This window comes from Pseudomonas sp. Irchel 3H9, assembly GCF_900187495.1.
Classification (GTDB): domain Bacteria; phylum Pseudomonadota; class Gammaproteobacteria; order Pseudomonadales; family Pseudomonadaceae; genus Aquipseudomonas; species Aquipseudomonas sivasensis.
This window is the reverse complement of record NZ_FYDK01000007.1, coordinates 158,005-175,556: the sequence shown is the minus strand read 5'-3', so window position 1 is coordinate 175,556 and position 17,552 is coordinate 158,005. Positions and strand designations below refer to the sequence as shown.

The 17,552-nt window shown below is 61.0% G+C and carries 15 protein-coding genes; 13 read left to right on the top strand and 2 right to left on the bottom strand.

Going from position 1 to position 17,552, the window contains the following annotated elements:
* Positions 1-436 precede the first annotated feature (436 nt).
* The 4 genes from CKW32_RS23030 to CKW32_RS23015 are packed head-to-tail and all read left to right on the top strand — an operon-like array spanning position 437 to position 4,812.
* Entirely contained in the window at positions 437-1,423 is a 987-nt protein-coding gene (locus CKW32_RS23030; protein ID WP_032890384.1) for a sugar ABC transporter substrate-binding protein, read from the top strand.
* Positions 1,423-2,946 (top strand): sugar ABC transporter ATP-binding protein, encoded by a 1,524-nt coding sequence (locus CKW32_RS23025; RefSeq protein ID WP_095186094.1) that lies wholly within the window; start codon positions 1,423-1,425, stop codon positions 2,944-2,946. Before CKW32_RS23030 ends, CKW32_RS23025 begins: the two co-directional genes overlap by 1 nt.
* Positions 2,939-3,889, top strand: a complete 951-nt coding sequence (locus tag CKW32_RS23020; protein WP_095186093.1) for an ABC transporter permease — start codon at positions 2,939-2,941, stop codon at positions 3,887-3,889. Before CKW32_RS23025 ends, CKW32_RS23020 begins: the two co-directional genes overlap by 8 nt.
* Positions 3,886-4,812: an ABC transporter permease gene (locus CKW32_RS23015; RefSeq protein ID WP_095186092.1), complete on the top strand. Its 927-nt coding sequence runs from the start codon at positions 3,886-3,888 to the stop codon at positions 4,810-4,812. Before CKW32_RS23020 ends, CKW32_RS23015 begins: the two co-directional genes overlap by 4 nt.
* On the opposite strand, the gene CKW32_RS23010 is transcribed toward CKW32_RS23015, so the two are convergent.
* Positions 4,813-6,900 carry a TonB-dependent receptor gene (locus tag CKW32_RS23010; RefSeq protein WP_095186091.1) on the bottom strand — a complete coding sequence of 696 codons (2,088 nt, stop codon included), beginning with the start codon at positions 6,898-6,900 and terminating at the stop codon, positions 4,813-4,815.
* A 205-nt stretch (positions 6,901-7,105) separates the two neighbouring features.
* Here CKW32_RS23010 and CKW32_RS23005 point away from each other — a divergent pair, with 205 nt between their 5' ends.
* The 8 genes from CKW32_RS23005 (at position 7,106) to CKW32_RS22970 (ending at position 15,667) form a co-directional block, all read left to right on the top strand.
* A complete protein-coding gene (locus CKW32_RS23005) occupies positions 7,106-7,441 on the top strand; it encodes a YceK/YidQ family lipoprotein (protein ID WP_095186090.1) in 336 nt (111 codons plus the stop codon).
* A gap of 133 nt (positions 7,442-7,574) precedes the next feature.
* Positions 7,575-9,332, top strand: coding sequence for a carbamoyltransferase (locus CKW32_RS23000; protein WP_095186089.1), 1,758 nt, complete (start codon positions 7,575-7,577; stop codon positions 9,330-9,332).
* A complete protein-coding gene (locus tag CKW32_RS22995; protein WP_095186088.1) occupies positions 9,316-10,446 on the top strand; it encodes a glycosyltransferase in 1,131 nt (376 codons plus the stop codon). Before CKW32_RS23000 ends, CKW32_RS22995 begins: the two co-directional genes overlap by 17 nt.
* Positions 10,446-11,342 carry an antimicrobial resistance protein Mig-14 gene (locus CKW32_RS22990; RefSeq protein ID WP_032890397.1) on the top strand — a complete coding sequence of 299 codons (897 nt, stop codon included), beginning with the start codon at positions 10,446-10,448 and terminating at the stop codon, positions 11,340-11,342. Before CKW32_RS22995 ends, CKW32_RS22990 begins: the two co-directional genes overlap by 1 nt.
* Positions 11,339-12,736, top strand: coding sequence for a PIG-L deacetylase family protein (locus CKW32_RS22985; protein WP_095186087.1), 1,398 nt, complete (start codon positions 11,339-11,341; stop codon positions 12,734-12,736). The genes CKW32_RS22990 and CKW32_RS22985 overlap by 4 nt, the downstream gene beginning before the upstream one ends.
* A gap of 23 nt (positions 12,737-12,759) precedes the next feature.
* Entirely contained in the window at positions 12,760-13,716 is a 957-nt protein-coding gene (locus CKW32_RS22980; protein WP_095186086.1) for a glycosyltransferase, read from the top strand.
* A gap of 50 nt (positions 13,717-13,766) precedes the next feature.
* On the top strand, positions 13,767-14,531 hold the full coding sequence (locus tag CKW32_RS22975; protein ID WP_095186085.1) for a hypothetical protein: 765 nt from the start codon (positions 13,767-13,769) through the stop codon (positions 14,529-14,531).
* Between the two features lie 38 nt (positions 14,532-14,569).
* Entirely contained in the window at positions 14,570-15,667 is a 1,098-nt protein-coding gene (locus CKW32_RS22970) for a glycosyltransferase (protein ID WP_095186084.1), read from the top strand.
* Here CKW32_RS22970 and CKW32_RS22965 read toward each other — a convergent pair.
* On the bottom strand, positions 15,656-16,222 hold the full coding sequence (locus tag CKW32_RS22965; protein WP_177326457.1) for a toluene tolerance protein: 567 nt from the start codon (positions 16,220-16,222) through the stop codon (positions 15,656-15,658). The genes CKW32_RS22970 and CKW32_RS22965 overlap by 12 nt on opposite strands.
* A gap of 147 nt (positions 16,223-16,369) precedes the next feature.
* Here CKW32_RS22965 and CKW32_RS22960 point away from each other — a divergent pair, with 147 nt between their 5' ends.
* The gene (locus CKW32_RS22960; RefSeq protein WP_095186083.1) at positions 16,370-17,548 is read left to right on the top strand and encodes an O-antigen ligase; all 1,179 of its coding nucleotides are present in this window, start codon (positions 16,370-16,372) and stop codon (positions 17,546-17,548) included.
* The last annotated feature ends 4 nt before the right edge of the window (positions 17,549-17,552 follow it).

Sequence of the window (17,552 nt, the reverse complement as noted above, 5' to 3'; positions counted from 1 at the left end):
CAGCGCGGGGCAAGCCCGCTCACCACAGTTATGGTGCTCTCCTTAAGTGTTGTGTCAGCAAAAGTGCTTGGGCATTTGTGAGTGAAGAACGACAGCGCTTACACGTGGTGAGCGGTCTTCCTGTGGTGAGCGGGCTTGCCCCGCGCTGGGCTGCGCAGCAGCCCCACTAGAAGCACCGCAATGCTTCAGGTAAATCGCAGCGGCTGGTTTTGGAGCCGCTGCGCAGCCCAGCGCGGGGCAAGTCCGCTCACCACAGTTATGGTGCTCTCCTTAAGTGTTGTGTCAGCAACAGTGCTTGGGCATTTGTGAGTGAAGAAAGACAGCGCTTACGCACTCAGTATTTTCTATCTGACTGATTTTTATAGATAAAAAACCTGGCATGGCCTCTGCAAAGTCTCCTGGTGAACCCTTTCACCAGCCGCCCGCGGAGTCTTGTATGCCTTCCAGCCTTTCCTCGCTTACCCGTTTGATTTGCCTCGGCGTTGCTGTGCTGCTGGGCCACGCTGCCGTCGTCCACGCTGCCGAAGGCGATGATGCCGTGCCGTCCCTGGCCGGCAAGCGCATTGCGGTGAGCATGACCGGCACCAGTCATTATTTCGATATCAAGGCGTTCCAGGCCCAGGTGGATGAGATCAAGCGCCTGGGGGGTACGCCGATCACCCTCGACGCCGGGCGCAATGACAAGAACCTGGTGACCCAACTGCAAACCGTGGTCACCCAGAAGCCCGACGCGGTGATCCAGACCCTCGGCACCCTCAGCGTGATCGACCCGTGGCTCAAGCGCATCAGCAAGGCCGGGATTCCGCTGTTCACCATCGATGCGCCGTCGCAGTACAGCCTCAATAACACCACTTCGGACAACGTCGCCACCGGCAAAGCCCTGGCCGATCAACTGATCAAGGACGCTGGCGGCAAGGGCAAGATTCTGGTGTTCAACGGCTTCTACGGTGTGCCGGTGTGTGCGATTCGTTATGACCAGTTGAAGCTGGCGCTCAAGGATTATCCGCAGCTGGAAATCATCCAGCCCGAGCTGCGCGATGTGATCCCCAATACCGTGCAGGACGCCTACTCCCAAGTGTCGGCGTTGCTCAACAAATACCCGGCGGGCAGCGTGTCGGCGATCTGGTCGGCCTGGGATATTCCGCAGTTGGGCGCGAGCAAAGCGTTGATCGATGCCAAGCGCACCGAGATCAAGACCTACGGCGTCGATGGCACCCCCGAAGTGCTGGCGCTGCTCGGTCAGGCGAACTCGCCGGTGGGCGCGGTGGTCGCGCAGCAACCGGCGCTGATCGGCAAGACGGCGGTGCAAAACGTGGCGCGCTACCTGGCCGGGCAACGTGACCTGCCCAAGGAAACCCATGTCGCCACCTTGCTGACCACCGCCGGCAACCTGGCACAGGTTCAACAGTTGCGGGGTGACTGATGGCGGCATTGCACCTGCAACACCTGCGCAAGCGCTTTGGCGCCACCCAGGCGCTGGATGATGCGAGCCTTAAGGTCGAGCGTGGCAGCATCCATGGGCTTGTGGGCGAGAACGGCGCGGGCAAGTCGACGTTGATCAAGATACTCGCCGGTATCCACACGGCCGACGCCGGGCAGCTGAGTATCGACGGCCAGGCCTATGCAGCTCTGTCGCCGCGTCAAGTGGACGCATTGGGCGTGCAGTTCATCCATCAAGAACGCCTGCTGCCCGCCAGTTTTACCGTGGGCGAAGCGCTGTTTTTTGGGCATGAGTTGCGCCGGGGGCCGTTTGTGGACCGGCGGCGGCAACAGCGTGAAGCGCAGCGCCTGCTGACGGAATACTTTGACCTGCAACTGCCGCCTGGTGCCTTGGTCGGTGAGTTGAACAGCGCCGAACGCCAGGTACTGCAAATCACCCGGGCGCTGATTCGCCAGCCGAAGATCTTGGTGTTCGACGAGCCCAGCGTGGCGCTGGTCAAGCGCGAGGTCGACCAGTTGCTGCGCATCGTCAAGCGCCTGCGCGACCAGGGGCTGTCGATCCTCTACATCTCCCACTACCTGCAGGAAATCGACAGCCTGTGCGATGACGTCACGGTGCTGCGCAACGGTCGGGATGTGGCGGTGGTGCAGCCACGGCACACATCGAGCGCAGAGATTGCACGGCTGATGGTCAACCGCGACGTGCAGGAGATGTACCCCAAGGCCAAGGTCGAGTTGGGGGCGCCGCTGTTGCAGGTGCGCGGGCTGAGTCTGGCACGGCGTTATCGGCAAATTGACCTGGAGGTGCGGCGCGGAGAAATCGTCGGCCTCACCGGATTGGTCGGTTCCGGCGCGAAGGAATTGTTCAAGACGCTGTTTGGTGTCGAGCGGGCCGACAGCGGCAGTGTGCATCTGGACGGGCGCTTGCTGCGCCTGCGTTCACCGGGCCAGGCGATTGCCGACGGCATCGCGCTGGTGCCCGAGGAACGGCGTAGTCAGGGCATCTCGCCGGTGTTGTCGGTGCTGGAAAACCTGACACTGGCGGGGCTCTCGCGGTTCAGCCGCTGGGGCTTGCTGAGCCGGCGCAGCGAGCAGACGGAAACCGCGCGGTTGATTGAAGAGCTGGCGATCAAGACGCCTGGGCCTCACGCCGCCGTTAGCCAACTGAGTGGGGGTAATCAGCAGAAAGTCGCCCTGGGTAAATGGCTCAGCCGCCGCTCGGCGGTGTACCTGCTGGATGAGCCCTGTGTGGGCGTGGACGTGGGCGCCAAGGTGGAAATCTATCGCCTGATTGGGCGCCTGGTAGAAGAGGGCGCAGCGGTGTTGGTGCTGTCATCGGATTTGCAGGAATTGCTGGGGATCAGTGATCGAATCCTGGTGCTGCATCGCGGCGAGATTGCGGGTGAATTTCGTGCGGGGGAGGCTGACAGCGATCAGTTGCTCGCCTGTGCTACAGGCGCCGTGCCCGCTGCTGCTGTGCCGGTGCGGGAGGTCGAGCATGCTTGAGGTACTACTGAGACGGGGGGCGGTGGGCGTATTCCTGGCGATTTTGCTGGGGTTTGCCCTGGCGGCGCCGGGGTTTCTGTCGCTGGGCAACGTGGCCAATGTGTTCAGCCAATCAGCGATTCTCGGCGTGCTGGCCTTCGGGTTGACCTGCGTGATTATCGGCGGCGGCTCGAATGTGCTGGCCGGTGGGCTCGACCTGTCGCTGGCGGCCAATCTGGGGTTGTGCGCGGCCGTGTTCAGCCGCCTTAACAATGCCGGGCTGGAGCTTTGGCTCACCCTGCTGTTGACCTTGGGCTGCGGCCTGGCAGTCGGTCTGGTCAACGGCTTGGCCGTGGTGTTGCTGCGCTTGCCGCCCCTGTTGGCCACACTGGCGAGCATGAATGTGCTGGCGGGACTGGAGTTGGTGCTGACGGAAAATACCGTGGTTTCCACCGACTCGCCGTTGCTGGACGTGCTCAGCGGCGGCAGTTGGCTGGCGGTGCCGGCACTGGCCTGGGTGTTGCTGCTGACGGCCGGGTTGCTGACCCTGTTGGTCCAGCATTCGGCCTACGGCCTGCGCCTGCATGCAGTGGGTGAATATCCCCAGGCGGCGCAAGCAGCAGGCATTCGCGTACGGGCTTATGGGGTGTCGAGTTACGCGCTGTCTGGCCTGTGCGCTGGTGTGGCGGCGTTATGTTCGGCAGCGTTTTTCAGCGGCAGCACCACGGGCTCCGGTGACATGTTGCTGTCGGTGGTGGCGATTGCCTTTCTGGGCGTGGTGTTTTCGCGGCGGCTGGTGGCAAGTATTCCTGGGACGTTGTTGGCGGCGTTGCTGATCGGTTTTCTGATCAATGGATTTCAGCTGCTCAACCTGTCGAATTTCTGGGTCAACGGTGTGCAGGGCGTGCTGATCCTGCTGGTGGTGGCCGCGTCCAGCGCATTGAATCGGGGAGCCGGCTCATGAACCCACGCGTTTTACTGCCGTTGACGTTGCCGCTGGTATTCGCGGTGATCGTGTTGGTGTTTGCCTTGCAGGCGCCGGGCTTCCTGAGCGGCGGCAACCTCAAAAGCCTGGTGCTGAATAACTTCGTGCTGCTGGCGATTGTCGCCATCGGCATGACATACGCCGTGGCGGCGGGTGGCATCGACCTGTCAGTGGGCACGGCACTGGATTTCGCCAGTTTCAGTTTTGTGGTGTTGCTCAATGGTGGGCATGGCTGGGCAGTTGCCGCGACCGGGGCGTTGGTCGCGGCCCTGTTGGTCGGTGTGGTGAATGCCGGGTTGATCGCCGGCCTGCGGATCAGTCCATTCCTTGCCACCTTGGGCACGCTGTTTATCGGCACCAGTGCCCAGCAATTGCTCTCGGACGGCGGCCAGCCTATCTACATCAGCCAGGGTGTGAAGCCTGAACTGACCGGCCTTACGCCTTTGCTGATCGTGCTGGGACTGGCGTTGTTCTATGGCCTGGTATTGGCGCGCGGACGCCTGGGCCGCGAACTCCTGGCCCAGGGCACCCAGCCGCTGCTGGCGTATTACTCAGGCTTATCGGTGCAGCGAATCGTCACCGTCGTGGCCTTGGCGACTGCCTTGGCCTGTGGCGTGGCGGGGGTGTTGCTCAGTTCGACGGTCAGCGCCTATGTGCCGCTGTCGGGCAATGCGTTTTTGCTCAATGCCATCGGCGCGGTCTTTATCGGCACCACCTTGAGCCGGCAGGGGCGGGCGAATGTTCCCGGAACCCTGTTGGGGGTGTTGTTTATCAACGTGATCGCCAACGGCTTGCTGCTGATCGGCTGGAATTTCTACTGGCAGCAAGTGGCGACCGGTGTGCTGATTTTTGTGGTGCTGGCGTTCAGCTTTGCCAGTCGCCGGTTGCTGGAATCCCGCTGATTAGAACTGGTACTCAGCACCTGCGCCGGCGTACCACGAGCGGCCCGGTGCCGCTTCGTAGTAGCGACCGTTGCTGTCGCCGACGATGACTGAGCCGACGTACTGGCGGTCCAGCAGGTTGTCCAGGCGCAGGGTCTGGTGGAAGGTCCAGTGCTCGACTTTCTGTTCGAAGCGCGCGCGCCAGTTGAACACGCTGTAGCCCGGCGCGGCGTGCTGGCTGTTGGTGTCTTCGACGTAGACCTTGCTGCGGTACATGCCCTCGATGGCGGTGCTCACCCAGTCGCGGGGTTTCCAGTTGAGTTCGGCGAACAGCGTGGTTTGCGGTACGCCAGGGAGGTAGTTGCCCTTATCGACGGCGGTACTGGTGCCGCTGACGAAGTCGCTGTCGTAGGTGGCTTGCAGGCGGGTATAGGCGAGGCTGGTGGTCCAGTGTTCGGCGAGTTGGCTTTCGAGGCCCAGTTCGAAGCCGCGGCGCAGGGTGCGGCCGGCGTTTTGATAGGTGGAACGCCCTCCAACGGATTGCTGTATCACCAGTTCATCTTCGCTCGTGATCTGGAAGACGGCAGCGTTGATGCGTGTGTCTTGGCCAAGTCGTGCTTTCAAACCGACTTCGTACTGCGTGCTGACCGACGGTTTGAGCGCGAAGTTGAAACCGTTTGAGCTGCTGGAGTAGGCCGACTCGGCTTGTGTCGGCGTTTCAAATCCTTTGCCCGCGCTCACATAGCCGTGCAGGTCGGGCGTGAAAGCGTACATCACGCTGACCGATGGGGTGTTCTTCTGGTAGGTCTTGCTGCCGCTGTCGTCGCCGTCGGTACCACTGACGAAGCGGTCGTCCACGTCCATTTTCATAGTGTTGTGACGCAGGCCGGCTTGCAGGGTCCAGTCGCCCAGCAACCAGTTGGCTTGCACGAACGGGTCGAGGCTGGTGGCGGTGTCGGTTTCATCGCGGCCCAAGGCGCCTTTGACGCCTTGCACCCCGTTGACGGTGTTGGAATAACCTTGGCGATCATCCTGGCTGCGATCGTAGTCCAGGCCGGCGATGAGGGTCAGGTCGCCGGGCGCGCTGTTGATAGGTTGCAGCCAGTGGACAGAGCCGCCGTAGAACTTGCGGTCGAACGCTACTACGCCGCCGCGTTTGCCCGCGGGGATAGTGCCTGGAATCGACAAGTACTGAATCACACTCCTACGCCCCGTATAGGCATTTACCTGCAACGTCGCATCGCCGATGTAGCGCTCGTAATTCATCCCCAATTGCTGGTGATCGATGCTTTTGCGCGTGTTGTACGTCAGCGCGTTACTGCTCACCGAGCGCGGGTCCGCTTTGTACGCTTCCCACGTTTGCCCCAGCGGGTCCTGGGTGCCGTTCTGTTCCAGGCTGCTGTAGATCAGCGCCAGTTTGCTGTCGTCATCGGGCTGGACATTGAGCTTGGCAAAGGTCTGGTCCCGGCGTGCGCTGCTGTGGTCGCGGTAGCCGTTGGTGTCCATGCGCGAGGCGTCGAGCACAAAACCTGCGCCGTTGGTCGCGCCTTCGGCGCTCAGGTGGTTTTTGTTCAGGCCGTCGCTGCCGATCAGGGTTTCGGCGCCGATACGTGGCGGGCCTTCGCCGTCGCGGGAGAACATCTGGATCACGCCGCCGGCGTTGCTGCCGTACAAGGTGGCGGCCGGCCCACGCAGCACTTCGATGCGTTCGGCGGTGTCGAGGTTGAATGTGGCCGCCTGGCCCTGGCCATCCGGGGTGCTGGCGGGGATGCCGTCGGCGATCAACTTGATGCCGCGCACGCCAAAGGCCGACCGGGCGCCAAAGCCGCGTGAGGAAATCTGCAGGTCCTGGGCGTAGTTCTGGCGATTCTGCACCACCAGGCCGGGCACGCGGGACAGGGCTTCGGAGGCGTTGATACCCAATTGGCCGTCGCTGATCTGTTCGCGGCTGACACTGTCCACCGAATACGGCAGGTCGAACGTCGGGCTGGCGCTGCGCGAGCCGGTGACCACGCTGGGATCGAGGACCAGGGGCGCATCGTCGGCCAGGGCGGTGGTGCACAGGCCTAGCAGCAGAACGGCAAGGCGAGTGGGGATAATTGGGGTCATGATGAGGCCGGGTCTATGGCGCAACGCGAGTGATTGGCGTAGGCGTAAAAAGTGCGAGTTTAACGATTCAACCCTTGTTTTGCCGAATTCGTTGCAACTGGTCAGAACCGGAAGCGTCCTACGCTAGGCGTCGGTTCCGGATGCCTGAGCCGCGGGTTTCGCAGTGCTAGCTTTTCGCTCCCTGAATTTAAAAGAAGAATTAGATATGCGGACCCCTATCGTGCGGTTGTTGGTGTTGGTGGGCATGACGTTAATCATGGGCGGCTGCGGAACGGTCACCACGGTGTTTCGTGGTGATGACGTCACCGTGCGGGAACTCAAGGGGAAAAAAACCTATTGTCAGTCTGTTCCGCGTGTCTACAGCGGCGTGGCGTATGACTTGTGCGTGCTGCATGGGCCGGCGAATTCTGCCGATGGGCTTTCGCTGAACGGAATTCCCTGGGCTGTTCTCGATGTGCCGATATCCGGTGTTCTCGATACGCTCATCCTGCCCTACACGATCTACCGGCAACGTGCTGACGGGAGTGTTGAGCTTCGCTAACCCCTTGCGGCTAGCAGTTTCCCATCATTTTTAAGCTATAATCCCGCCCTTTAGCTGTTTCCTGCCCAGGTGGGAAGCACACTTTTTTCAGGCGCAACCCGCCTGCATGCAGACTAAAAGAGGCTAGACCCCAGTGGCATTGACGATTCTTGGCCTGTCCGGCGCCCTTAGCCATGATCCTTCCGCAGCCTTGTATATCGACGGCAAGCTGATCGCGGCCGCCGAAGAAGAGCGCTTCGTACGCGACAAACATGCAAAGAACCGCATGCCCTACGAATCGGCGAAGTTCTGCCTGGAACAGGCCGGTATCAAGCCTTCCGACGTTGACGTGGTAGCGATCCCGTTCGCCCCGATCAGCCTGTTCGGCGAGGCACGTTGGCACTACGCCAAGCGTTACTGGTACGCCCCGGACCGCGCCCTCGACGCGATCCTGATGGGCAACCGTCGCTACAAACGCTATCGCAACAAGATCGTCTGGTGCCTGGAGCAACTGGGCTTCGATCCGAAGAAAATCAAGATCGAACCGGTTGAACACCACCTGGCCCACGCTTCCAGCGCCTACCACTGCTCCGGCTTCCAGGAGAAGACCGCGATCCTCGGGATCGACGGCAAGGGTGAGTACGCCACCACGTTCTTCGGCTACGGCGAAAACGGCAAGATTCACAAGATCAAGGAGTTCTACGATCCGGACTCCCTCGGCGGCCTGTACGGCGCGATCACCGAGTTCCTCGGTTTCGAGATGCTCGACGGCGAGTTCAAGGTCATGGGCATGGCGCCGTACGGCGACGCCAGCAAGTACGACTTCTCGCGCCTGGCCTCCTTTGAGAACGGCGAGCTGGTGATCAACACCGACTACGCCAACGTCATCGGCCTGCGCCGGTATAAAGAGAAGGGCAAGGGCTTCTACTTCTCGCCAAAACTGATCGAGTGGCTGGGTCCGAAGCGCGAAGGCGACATCGCCGACGAGCCTTACATCCACTACGCCGCGAGCATGCAAGCGCTGTTCGAGAAACTGGCCTTGCAGATGATCGACCACTATCTGGGCGACATCCTCAAGGACACCGGCAAGCTGGCCTTCGCCGGCGGCTGTGCACTGAACGTCAAGCTGAACCAGAAGATCATTGCCCGCGACGACGTAAAAGAGCTGTTCGTGCAGCCTGCGTCCGGCGATGCCGGCACTGCGGTTGGCGCGGCGGCCTATGTGTCCCACGCCCGTGGTGTGCCGGTGGAGAAGATGGAGCACGTCTACCTCGGCCCGTCCTACAGCAACGAAGAGGTGATTGCTGCGTGCGCCAAGCACGAGAGCAAACCGGTGTGGCGCAAAATCGAAAACATGCCCAAGCGCATTGCCAAGATCATGGTCGATGGCAACCCCGTGGCCTGGTTCCAGGGCCGCATGGAGTTTGGCCCGCGTGCGTTGGGTGGTCGTTCGATCATCGGTTGCCCAAGCGCGACCGGCGTGGCTGACCGCATCAACCACCAGATCAAGTTCCGCGAGCGCTGGAGGCCTTTCTGCCCGTCGATGCTCGACACCGTGGCCCCACAGATGATCAAGGTCGATCACCCGGCGCCGTTCATGACCTTCACCTTTGAAGTGTCGGAAGAATGGAAGACCCGCGTACCGGAAGTGGTCCATGAAGATGGCACCTCCCGCGCCCAGGTGCTCAAGCGCGAATACAACCCGCGCTACTACGACATGATGAAAGAGCTCGAAGTGCTGACCGGCAACGGCGTGTCCCTGAACACCTCGCTCAACCGTCGTGGCGAAGCAATGATCTGCTCGCCGAAAGACGCGCTGGACATGTTCTTCGGCTCCGACCTGCAGTACCTGATCATGGAAGACATCCTGGTCGTCAAAGACGGCGTGGACCCTTATGACGCGCTCGGCTGACCGCCACGTCCTGCAGTTCTGCCATGGCTATGACGGGCCGTTCCTGGACTGCGCACGGCAGTACGCGAGTCTGTTCGCAGGCTCTGGCTACAAAGTGACCACGGTGTTTCTCACCGGGGTCGCTGACCCTGCTGTAGCGGCCGGGTGTGCGTCCGATGAAGTGTTGTTCATGGAATTCAGCTCCAAAGCCATTCGTGGCTTGAAGCTGGGTGCCATCCGTGAACTGCGCAAGATCGCCGCGTCGCGCAATTTCAGCTTTTGTATCGCCCACCGGTTCAAGCCGATCTATATCGCCTTGCTTGGCACGCGGTTGCCGGTCATCGGCGTGCATCACGCGTTCGGTGATTACCTGCGCGGCAGCCGTAAGCTGTTTGCCGGGATCTTTCGCAAGCGCCTGAGCTTGCTGGGGGTTTCCGACGCTGTGCGTGATGACATGCGCCGCTGCCTGCCGGCCTGGCCCGCTGCGCGCATCCAGACGTTGTATAACCGCATTGATGTCGACGCTTTGCAGGCCATCCAGGTGCCTGTGGATGAGGCGCGCGATGCCTTGGGCCTGTCGCCGGATGAGTGGGTGGTCGGCAATGTCGGCCGCCTGCACCCGGATAAAGACCAGGCCACGCTGCTCAAGGGTTTTGCCCTGGCATTGCCGCACTTACCGGCCGAGAGTCGCTTGGCGATCCTTGGCACCGGGCGCCTTGAACAAGCGCTCAAGGATCAGGCTCGTGAGCTGGGGATTGCCGACAAGGTGCTGTTCCTCGGCCAGGTGCCGGATGCGCGTCGGTATTTCCGCGCATTCGTTGTGTTTGCCCTGAGCTCCGATCACGAACCGTTCGGCATGGTGCTGCTGGAGGCCATGGCAGCCGGCGTACCGTTGCTGGCCACGGCCTGTGGCGGCGCGAAGGAAGTGGTCGAAGGCGTCGGTATTCTGTTTCCCTTCGGCGACGCCGAACATCTCGCGCAGGGGCTGCGGCACCTGGCCGGGATGGATCAGCACCAGCAACGGCAGTGTGCCGAGATGATGCTGGAACGCCTGCGTACGCGTTTCTCGGATCAGGCGGTACGCGATACCTTCTGGCAACTGCCGCACGTTATTGAACTGACCGCGGGGGCTTGATGCTCAATCGATTTCAAGGCTGGCGCGAGCGCGGCTGGTCCGTCGTCGACGCGCGTGCGTACAACGACGCCTGGCAACGTTTTGGCGGCAGTGTCGCGACCCATCCTCAAGTGATCGAACGTCTGGCCGGGTTGGCCGATATCCCGGTGCGTTACCTGGCCTGGGAGCAGGGCGGTGAACTGCAGGCGTGCATCGCCACCTGGGGCCGCGACCTTGCGTTGTCCAAGGACGTGCTCAAACAAAAGGGCAAGAAAGGCCTGTTTGACTTGGGTAACGCCGAGTTGATCCTGCCGGCCGCCGCGAACACCCAGGCGCCGTTGCGCCACCGCGCACGCTACCTGTCGGTCCTGAACGAAGGCCGTTTCAGCGGCCTCAAGCCCCAGGCCGAGCAACTGGCCATGGCCCGCACCCCGGAAGAACTGTCGAAGAAATTCCGCTATAACCAGCGCCGCGAACTGCGTTTGCTCGAAGAGGCAGGCGGTGTCGTGCGCCCGGTCAGTGAGTTTTCCAGTCAGGAATTGGCTGCGATCTACTGCGATCTGTTCCTACGCCGCTGGGGATTTGTCGCCACGGGCGCCGAGCGTATGGCTGAAGTGATCGAGCTGTTGCGCGAGTGGCTGATCGGCTCGGTTATTTTTCTCAACGATGCGCCCATCGCTGTCCAGTTGGTGTACCGGGTCGAATCGCCCGAGTGGATCAGCGTGGAGTACGTCAACGGCGGTGTCGACCCTGAAACCCGCGCGTTCAGCCCGGGCAGCGTCCTAAGTTTTCTCAACACCCAAAGCGCTTGGGAACAGGCGCGTGAAGTCGGCAAGCCGCTGCGCTTTTCCTTCGGGCGTGCCGACCGTGAGTACAAGGACCGTTGGTGCAACCCCGTGCCGGTGCTGACCGTATGAGCCGCAAACAACAATTGCTCAAGCGCCATCGGCGCAACAAACGTGTCGCCGTATTGATCGGCCTGTTGCTGCTGGTGGTGATCGGTGTCTGGGTTGCCTGGTGGCTGCCGCTGGTACTCGGAGTGCTGGCCTGGATCGCCCATGAGGCGTGGTTTGCCGACCATCTGTTTTATGCCCCCGGCGAAGACTATCAATACCGTTTTTCGGCGGAAGCCGAAGTGGCTGGGGTTCGCTTCGAAGGCGGGCAGCTGCGGGTTGATTCACCCCTGCAAGCCGATGCGACCTTGGTATTGGCCATCAAGATCAAGAGCGGTTGGTTAGGTCGCTTTCTGGATCCGGCCGTTGAGATTACAGGCGGTGACAGCACTGATCGCCAGGCTTTCGAGCGCGGTGTGAACGGCATTCGTTATCTCAATCTCAGTGGCCTGGCGCCCGCCCTGGCGGCGGGCGAGCTGCGTTTGCGCGGGCGCTTTTGCACGTTGCACGGCACGCCCCGGTTGTGGGCCTGGGTCAATCCCGAGTATTCAAAACAGCGGGTGATGGTCATCGCGCCCCATGCCGACGACGCCGAGCTGGCCGCTTTTGGCTTATACAGCCAGGCTGAAAAACCGTGGATCGTGACCCTCACCGCCGGTGAAATCGAAGCCGAGCATTATCAGCAAATGGGTCTGGACCCGGTCGAAGCCTCGCGTATCAAGGGCCGCCTGCGCGCCTGGGACAGCATTGCCGTGCCGCTTTGGGCCGGTGTGCCGCAGGCGCATTGCGTGCAGTTGGGCTACTTCTGCCTGCAACTGCCGGCGATGCGCGCAACGCCTGATCAGCCAGTGGCCTCGCGCGAAGCTGAGCTGTCGGATATCCGCTTGTTTCGCCAGTTCAATCCGTTCCCGTTGCCGGCGGATGTTGACGGCCTGCCGACCTGGAACAACCTGCTGGCCGATCTGCGCCAGTTGCTGCTGACGGCACGTCCCGAAGTGATCGTATTGCCGCATCCAGTGCTCGACCCTCACCCAGACCATATCTGCGCGCAGCAAGCGGTGGTCGAGGCGTTGCAAGGGTTGGAATGGCAGCCGACCGTCGTACTGGGTTACGCCAACCATCTGCATGACAACGACCGCTGGCCCATGGGTGACGCGGGCGCCGGTATTGCCTTGCCGCCGCTGTTCGACGATACGCTTGAGCTACGCCCGTGCAGCCTGCCACTGTCGTTGGCGCAGCAGCGTGACAAGGCCATGGCGCTGGGCATGATGCATGACCTGCAGCCCGCTCCGCCGTTCAAGCGTCGTGTGCGCCGCTGGCTGCAGCGGTTGCTGGCGGGCCGGGCGCGGTCGCCTTATGGTGAGAACGAGTTTTTCCGCAAAGCCGTACGACGGCATGAGTTGTTCTGGCGTTTGTGAAGGCATTTGTGAAAGGGAAAGTCATGAAAGTTTTATTTCTGGTGCAGAAAGAGCAGCGTGCGATTCTGGATCGCTTGTACGAAGGCATTGCCGAGCACTGCGAGTGTGATACCCGCTGGCTGAGCAGTGATGAGCAGCGCAACCTGCGCGGGTACTTCAAACGCGAAGTCGACGTGACGCGCTATGACCGCATCGTGTTCTTCCTGCGCTTCAAGCAGGAAATCCGCCAGGCCGGGTTCATCCGTACGATCCCGAATCTGGTGATCCTCGAACACGATGCCTACCAGAACTACATTCCCTGCAAGTACACCGGTAAATTCAGTGCCCACTACCGTCGTTTGCCCTGGGCACGGGTGATCAGCTCGGGCCACATGGTGACCGAGCGCCTGCGTGCCGAAGGCTTTGATGCGGTGTTTGTGCCCAAGGGTTACGACCAGGCGTTGTTGCAGCCCCAGGGACTTGAGCGCGACATCGAGCTGGCATTTGTCGGCAGCACCAACAGCGTGGCCTATAGCGGACGCAAAGCACTGCTCGATGAGTTGGCACGGGTTGAGCCTTTGGTGGTCACGCGCACCAAGTCGGGTGAGGAGTACTGCGCGACCCTCAACCGGATTCGCTTTTTCGTCAGCGCCGACGTGGGCATGGGCGAGTACATGATCAAGAACTTCGAAGCCATGGCCTGCGGGTGTGTGCTGCTGGCGTTTGACCAAGGGGCTGCGGAGAACGAGGCCCTTGGCTTCAAGGACATGGTCAATGTGGTGTTCTACAAGGACATTCCACAGTTGCAGCAAAAGCTCTCGCAACTGCGCGCCAACCCGCAACTGGCTGCAGAGATTGCGCGCAACGGGCAAGACCTCGCCGTCAGCCAGTTCAGCTTTGCGCGCATCGGGCAGCGTATTGTCGAAGCCCTGAAGCCGCCGTTGCGGCCGCGTGCTCCACTGAGTTTGCTGGAAACGCTGCGCCTGAAACTGGGCGTGTGACATCGGACGCATGGCAGCCAATGATGGCTAAACAACCTATCGAGACTTGAATGCAATTCTCCGATCAGAGCGACATAACCCTCGTCGTGACCAGTTGCGGTCGCTTCGATTTGTTGAAGCGTACGCTTGAGAGCTTCGACCTGTTCAATACCGCAGACATACGCGAAGTCTTCATTACTGAAGACTCTGGCGATGAAGCGGTACGTCTCGCGATTCCCGAGCACTGGCACAGTCATTGCACTTTTTTGATCAACCGTCCGAAGCTTGGGCAACTGGCTTCCATCGACCTGGCCTATGGATCGGTCAAAACCCCCTACATCTTCCATTGCGAAGATGACTGGGCGTTTTACCGGTCTGGGTTTGTCGAAGATTCCAAGATGGTGCTGGAGCAGCGTCCCGATATCCTGCAAGTCTGGTTGCGTAACTTTGTCTACGATTTGCAGGTGCACAGCCCCTATATCCACCGTGGGCCACGCGAGGTGATTGGTGGCGTACCGTGTTATCCGTTGTTGTCTGAGAAACCTGAATGGCAGGGGTTTTCTCTCAACCCCGGCCTGCGGCGTATCAAGGAATACTGGTTGTGCGCACCTTACGCCGGGTTCGAGGGTGAGAAGGGGCTTTCCAAGCGGTACGCCCAGTTGAATCTGCCTGCCGTTACCCTGGAAGGCGATGCGGTGTTGCACACTGGCTTTGGCTTGCATGTGTCGACATCAGAAGAGCGCGCGACCAAAGCACGGCGTAAGCGCAGAGAGCGGGTGAAGCTGGCAGTCATGCTGAGCCTGGGGCTGGTTATCGGGTGGGCGATTCCCTGGTAATTCCAACACGCGACAACAACGCCTCATAAGGTTTTGCGATGAGTATTCTCAACATCATGTGGGCCGGTGGTTCTGCATTTGCTTCGGTGCAGAAGGTTCATCGGCAGATACTGTCCCGCGCCGACAGCGGCGTACCGATTCACACCTGGTTGCTTCAAGGCAGTGCTGATTCGAGTGACGGCCTGGTTGAACAGGCCGTGGAGTGGAACCTCTCTTCCGCCAGGCTCAAGGGGCGGCACCTCTGGAAATGGTTGATGCCCTTGATGCGTGCACGCTTCCAGAAGGCCCTGCCTGAGGATGTACAGGTTGTGCTTCTTGATGGGGTCGGTGTTGCGCGGGTGCTTTTGCCCGTGCTCAAGCGTTTACCGAACGTGCGTGCGGTGGTGATTTTTCATGGTGCCACGCGCTTGCGGCGTGCAGATCAACAGTTGTTCGATCAATTCCCGGCGTCCCAACTGACGCTGACGGCCGTCTCGAAAACCCTCGCACACTCGCTGGAGCGTTCTCTGCAACGGCCAGTGACGGTGCTGCGCAGCGCCTTTGACCCGGCCGTTTTTCGCGCTGCGGCGCTTTCCCGTGAGCAGGCGCGATCCCGTCTGGGCTTGCCGTTGTCTGGCACGCCCGTAGTGGGTGCGGTTGGTCGACTGGTAGACGGCAAGGGGTTTGCCTGTTTGTTGGAGGCCTTTGCCCGTGCGGCGGCTGATCAGCCCGATGCGCGCCTGGTGATCCTCGGCGAAGGGCCAGCGAGGCCCGGGCTTGAGGCACGTATTGCAGCGCTTGGCTTGCAGGACAAAGTGTCGCTGCCTGGGCATCTGCCTGATGCGGCCAGCCTTTACCGGGCGTTTGACTGGGTTGCCATCCCTTCGACGGAAGAAGGCCTGGGGTTGATTCTGCAAGAGGCGGTGATGGTCGGCGTGCCCGTACTGACCAGTGAACTGGCAGTGTTCCGCGAGCAACTGGGGGATGCCGGTTGGTACGCCCCGGCAGACAATGCCGCGTTTTGGGGCGAGCTCCTGACCCGCGCGTTCGCGAGTTCGGGTGAGGAGGTTGTCGAGGCTCAGTTGCGGGCGTTGGCGCCGGAGCAAGCCTGGAATGAATTCAGTGAAACCACCCGGCGTCTGTTCTCATGCACCTAGCAGCGCTTGCTCCAGTGCCTGCATTGGAAAGCGTTCGTTCAGCTTCTCGCGCGCAATATAGCGGGCGAAATGCTGCAGGTTGCGCCGCGCCAGTGCCGGGCTCAACGGCGCGCGCAGGAAGCGCATGTCTGCTACGTCGATCAGGCCCATCTGGTTGTCCGGCGTGACGACGATATTGCCCAGGTGCAGGGAGCGAAAGTAGATGCCGGCAGTGTGCAAGCGGCGAATCAGCGCCACCAGCGGGTCCAGGTTCTGCTCCCAGTCAAAGCCTTCTTTGTTGGCAATCTGGCGCAGTGTCTCGCCCGGCAGCGGGCTATACAGCACAGCGGTCATGCCTGCAGCGTCCAGTTGGAAGTACTCAAGGACGGTCAGGGTTGGAATACCGCGTTCTTGCAGCTTGACCGCGTTATCGATGAAGCGCTTGGAGTAGGGGCGCAACAGTGCCGACGAAAAAAAACGTTTACGACGAAACAGTTTAAGAATGTTCCCGTCCGTCAGCAGGTAGACTTTGGGCCCGTAGCTGTCCTTTTCCAGGATTCTGGCGCCTTCAATCATCGTGTTTAGCGTGGTTTGGGGGAGCCTTGAACATTGCATCGTCGGAAAGCCTTGTTGGAGTCACGGGCACAGTGGTCGGCAATGATGCCGAAAGTTTTTAGTTTTAACCATGCCAGGTTGGCAGGTTGGCCGTATTAGGAGCGGGTGATGCAAGCAGGTCGTTGGGCGCGCGGATGGATGTGTTTTGGGTTGTTGTGGTTTTTGCTGGCGATAGCGTTCGCGCCGACCAACAAAGTTTATCAACAGGGGCTGGCGCTCTTTCTGTGGCTGCCGGCGCTGGTGTTTGCCTGGTCTGCCCGTGAGCAACTCAAACAAGTCTGGCGCGCTCAGCGCTGGATCTGTCTGGCACTCGCCGCGCTGGCGGCATGGGGCTTGATCAGCCTGTGGTGGACCAATGCCGAAGACGGCTCCCGCGAGGCCAAGCGCCTGCTCTATATCGGCGTGTTCCTGTTGTTCTTTCCGATACTCGCTGAAGCTCAGCCCCAGCGCGTGATTCGTTTGATGCAGTGGGGAGGCTTTGGTCTTGCCTTGTCGTCGCTGCTGGCCATGATCAAGTTCTATGGCATGGAAGGGAACGTTTGGTACGCGCGTCTTGAAGGGCTGGGTCAGTTGTCTCACCCGATCCTGGGCGCGTATGTGATTGGTCTGGCTGCTGTGTGGTTGCTGCACTGGATGCCGCGTGAGCGCTGGATGCAAGTAGCCTGTATGGCGGCGATCGGCTTGCTCGGCCTGTTTGTGGTAGCCAGCCAAAGCCGCGGCGCCGCATTGGCCCTGTTTTTGAGTGTGGTGGCCATGCCGCTGTGGTGCCGAGACCGGCGCAGCACCCTGATTGCCATTGCGTCAGTGGTGGCGGCAGTGCTGGTATTCCTGTCGATGCAGTCGTTGATGCTATCCCGTGGCGCGTCGTTCCGGCCGCAGATTTTTATGGCGGCGATGCAGATGATTAGCGAGCGTCCCTGGACGGGCCTGGGCCTGGGTGGTGATTACAACCTGTTCTGGGATGAGCACCGTTTCGATCACTCCCACAACCTGTTCACCCATGTGACCATCGAGCTGGGCCTGCCGGGCCTGATCCTGTGGTCGGCGGTATGGTTCGGCGTGCTGTGGCAAGCCTTGAAAATGCGCGACACCCCGTACGGCAAGGGCATTATCGGCATGTGGGTGTTCTCGTCCCTGGCGATGCAATTCGATGCGGCAAGCCTCACAGGCACTCCTCGGGCCGAGTGGTTCATCACCTGGTTGCCGGTTGCGCTGGCCAGTGTTTTGGTCTGGGCGCGGGCCAAACCCGACGTGTGTGATAAAGTTCGCGTCCTACCCAATCAGTGAGCTC

Coding starts and splice junctions, on each gene's coding strand:
- CKW32_RS22990 (WP_032890397.1), top strand. CDS start 10,446: ATGCTCAATCGATTTCAAGGCTGGCGCGAGCGCGGCTGGTCCGTCGTC.
- CKW32_RS22970 (WP_095186084.1), top strand. CDS start 14,570: ATGAGTATTCTCAACATCATGTGGGCCGGTGGTTCTGCATTTGCTTCG.
- CKW32_RS22985 (WP_095186087.1), top strand. CDS start 11,339: ATGAGCCGCAAACAACAATTGCTCAAGCGCCATCGGCGCAACAAACGT.
- CKW32_RS22960 (WP_095186083.1), top strand. CDS start 16,370: ATGCAAGCAGGTCGTTGGGCGCGCGGATGGATGTGTTTTGGGTTGTTG.
- CKW32_RS23020 (WP_095186093.1), top strand. CDS start 2,939: ATGCTTGAGGTACTACTGAGACGGGGGGCGGTGGGCGTATTCCTGGCG.
- CKW32_RS23005 (WP_095186090.1), top strand. CDS start 7,106: ATGCGGACCCCTATCGTGCGGTTGTTGGTGTTGGTGGGCATGACGTTA.
- CKW32_RS23015 (WP_095186092.1), top strand. CDS start 3,886: ATGAACCCACGCGTTTTACTGCCGTTGACGTTGCCGCTGGTATTCGCG.
- CKW32_RS22975 (WP_095186085.1), top strand. CDS start 13,767: ATGCAATTCTCCGATCAGAGCGACATAACCCTCGTCGTGACCAGTTGC.
- CKW32_RS22995 (WP_095186088.1), top strand. CDS start 9,316: ATGACGCGCTCGGCTGACCGCCACGTCCTGCAGTTCTGCCATGGCTAT.
- CKW32_RS22980 (WP_095186086.1), top strand. CDS start 12,760: ATGAAAGTTTTATTTCTGGTGCAGAAAGAGCAGCGTGCGATTCTGGAT.
- CKW32_RS23025 (WP_095186094.1), top strand. CDS start 1,423: ATGGCGGCATTGCACCTGCAACACCTGCGCAAGCGCTTTGGCGCCACC.
- CKW32_RS22965 (WP_177326457.1), bottom strand. CDS start 16,222: ATGATTGAAGGCGCCAGAATCCTGGAAAAGGACAGCTACGGGCCCAAA.
- CKW32_RS23030 (WP_032890384.1), top strand. CDS start 437: ATGCCTTCCAGCCTTTCCTCGCTTACCCGTTTGATTTGCCTCGGCGTT.
- CKW32_RS23010 (WP_095186091.1), bottom strand. CDS start 6,900: ATGACCCCAATTATCCCCACTCGCCTTGCCGTTCTGCTGCTAGGCCTG.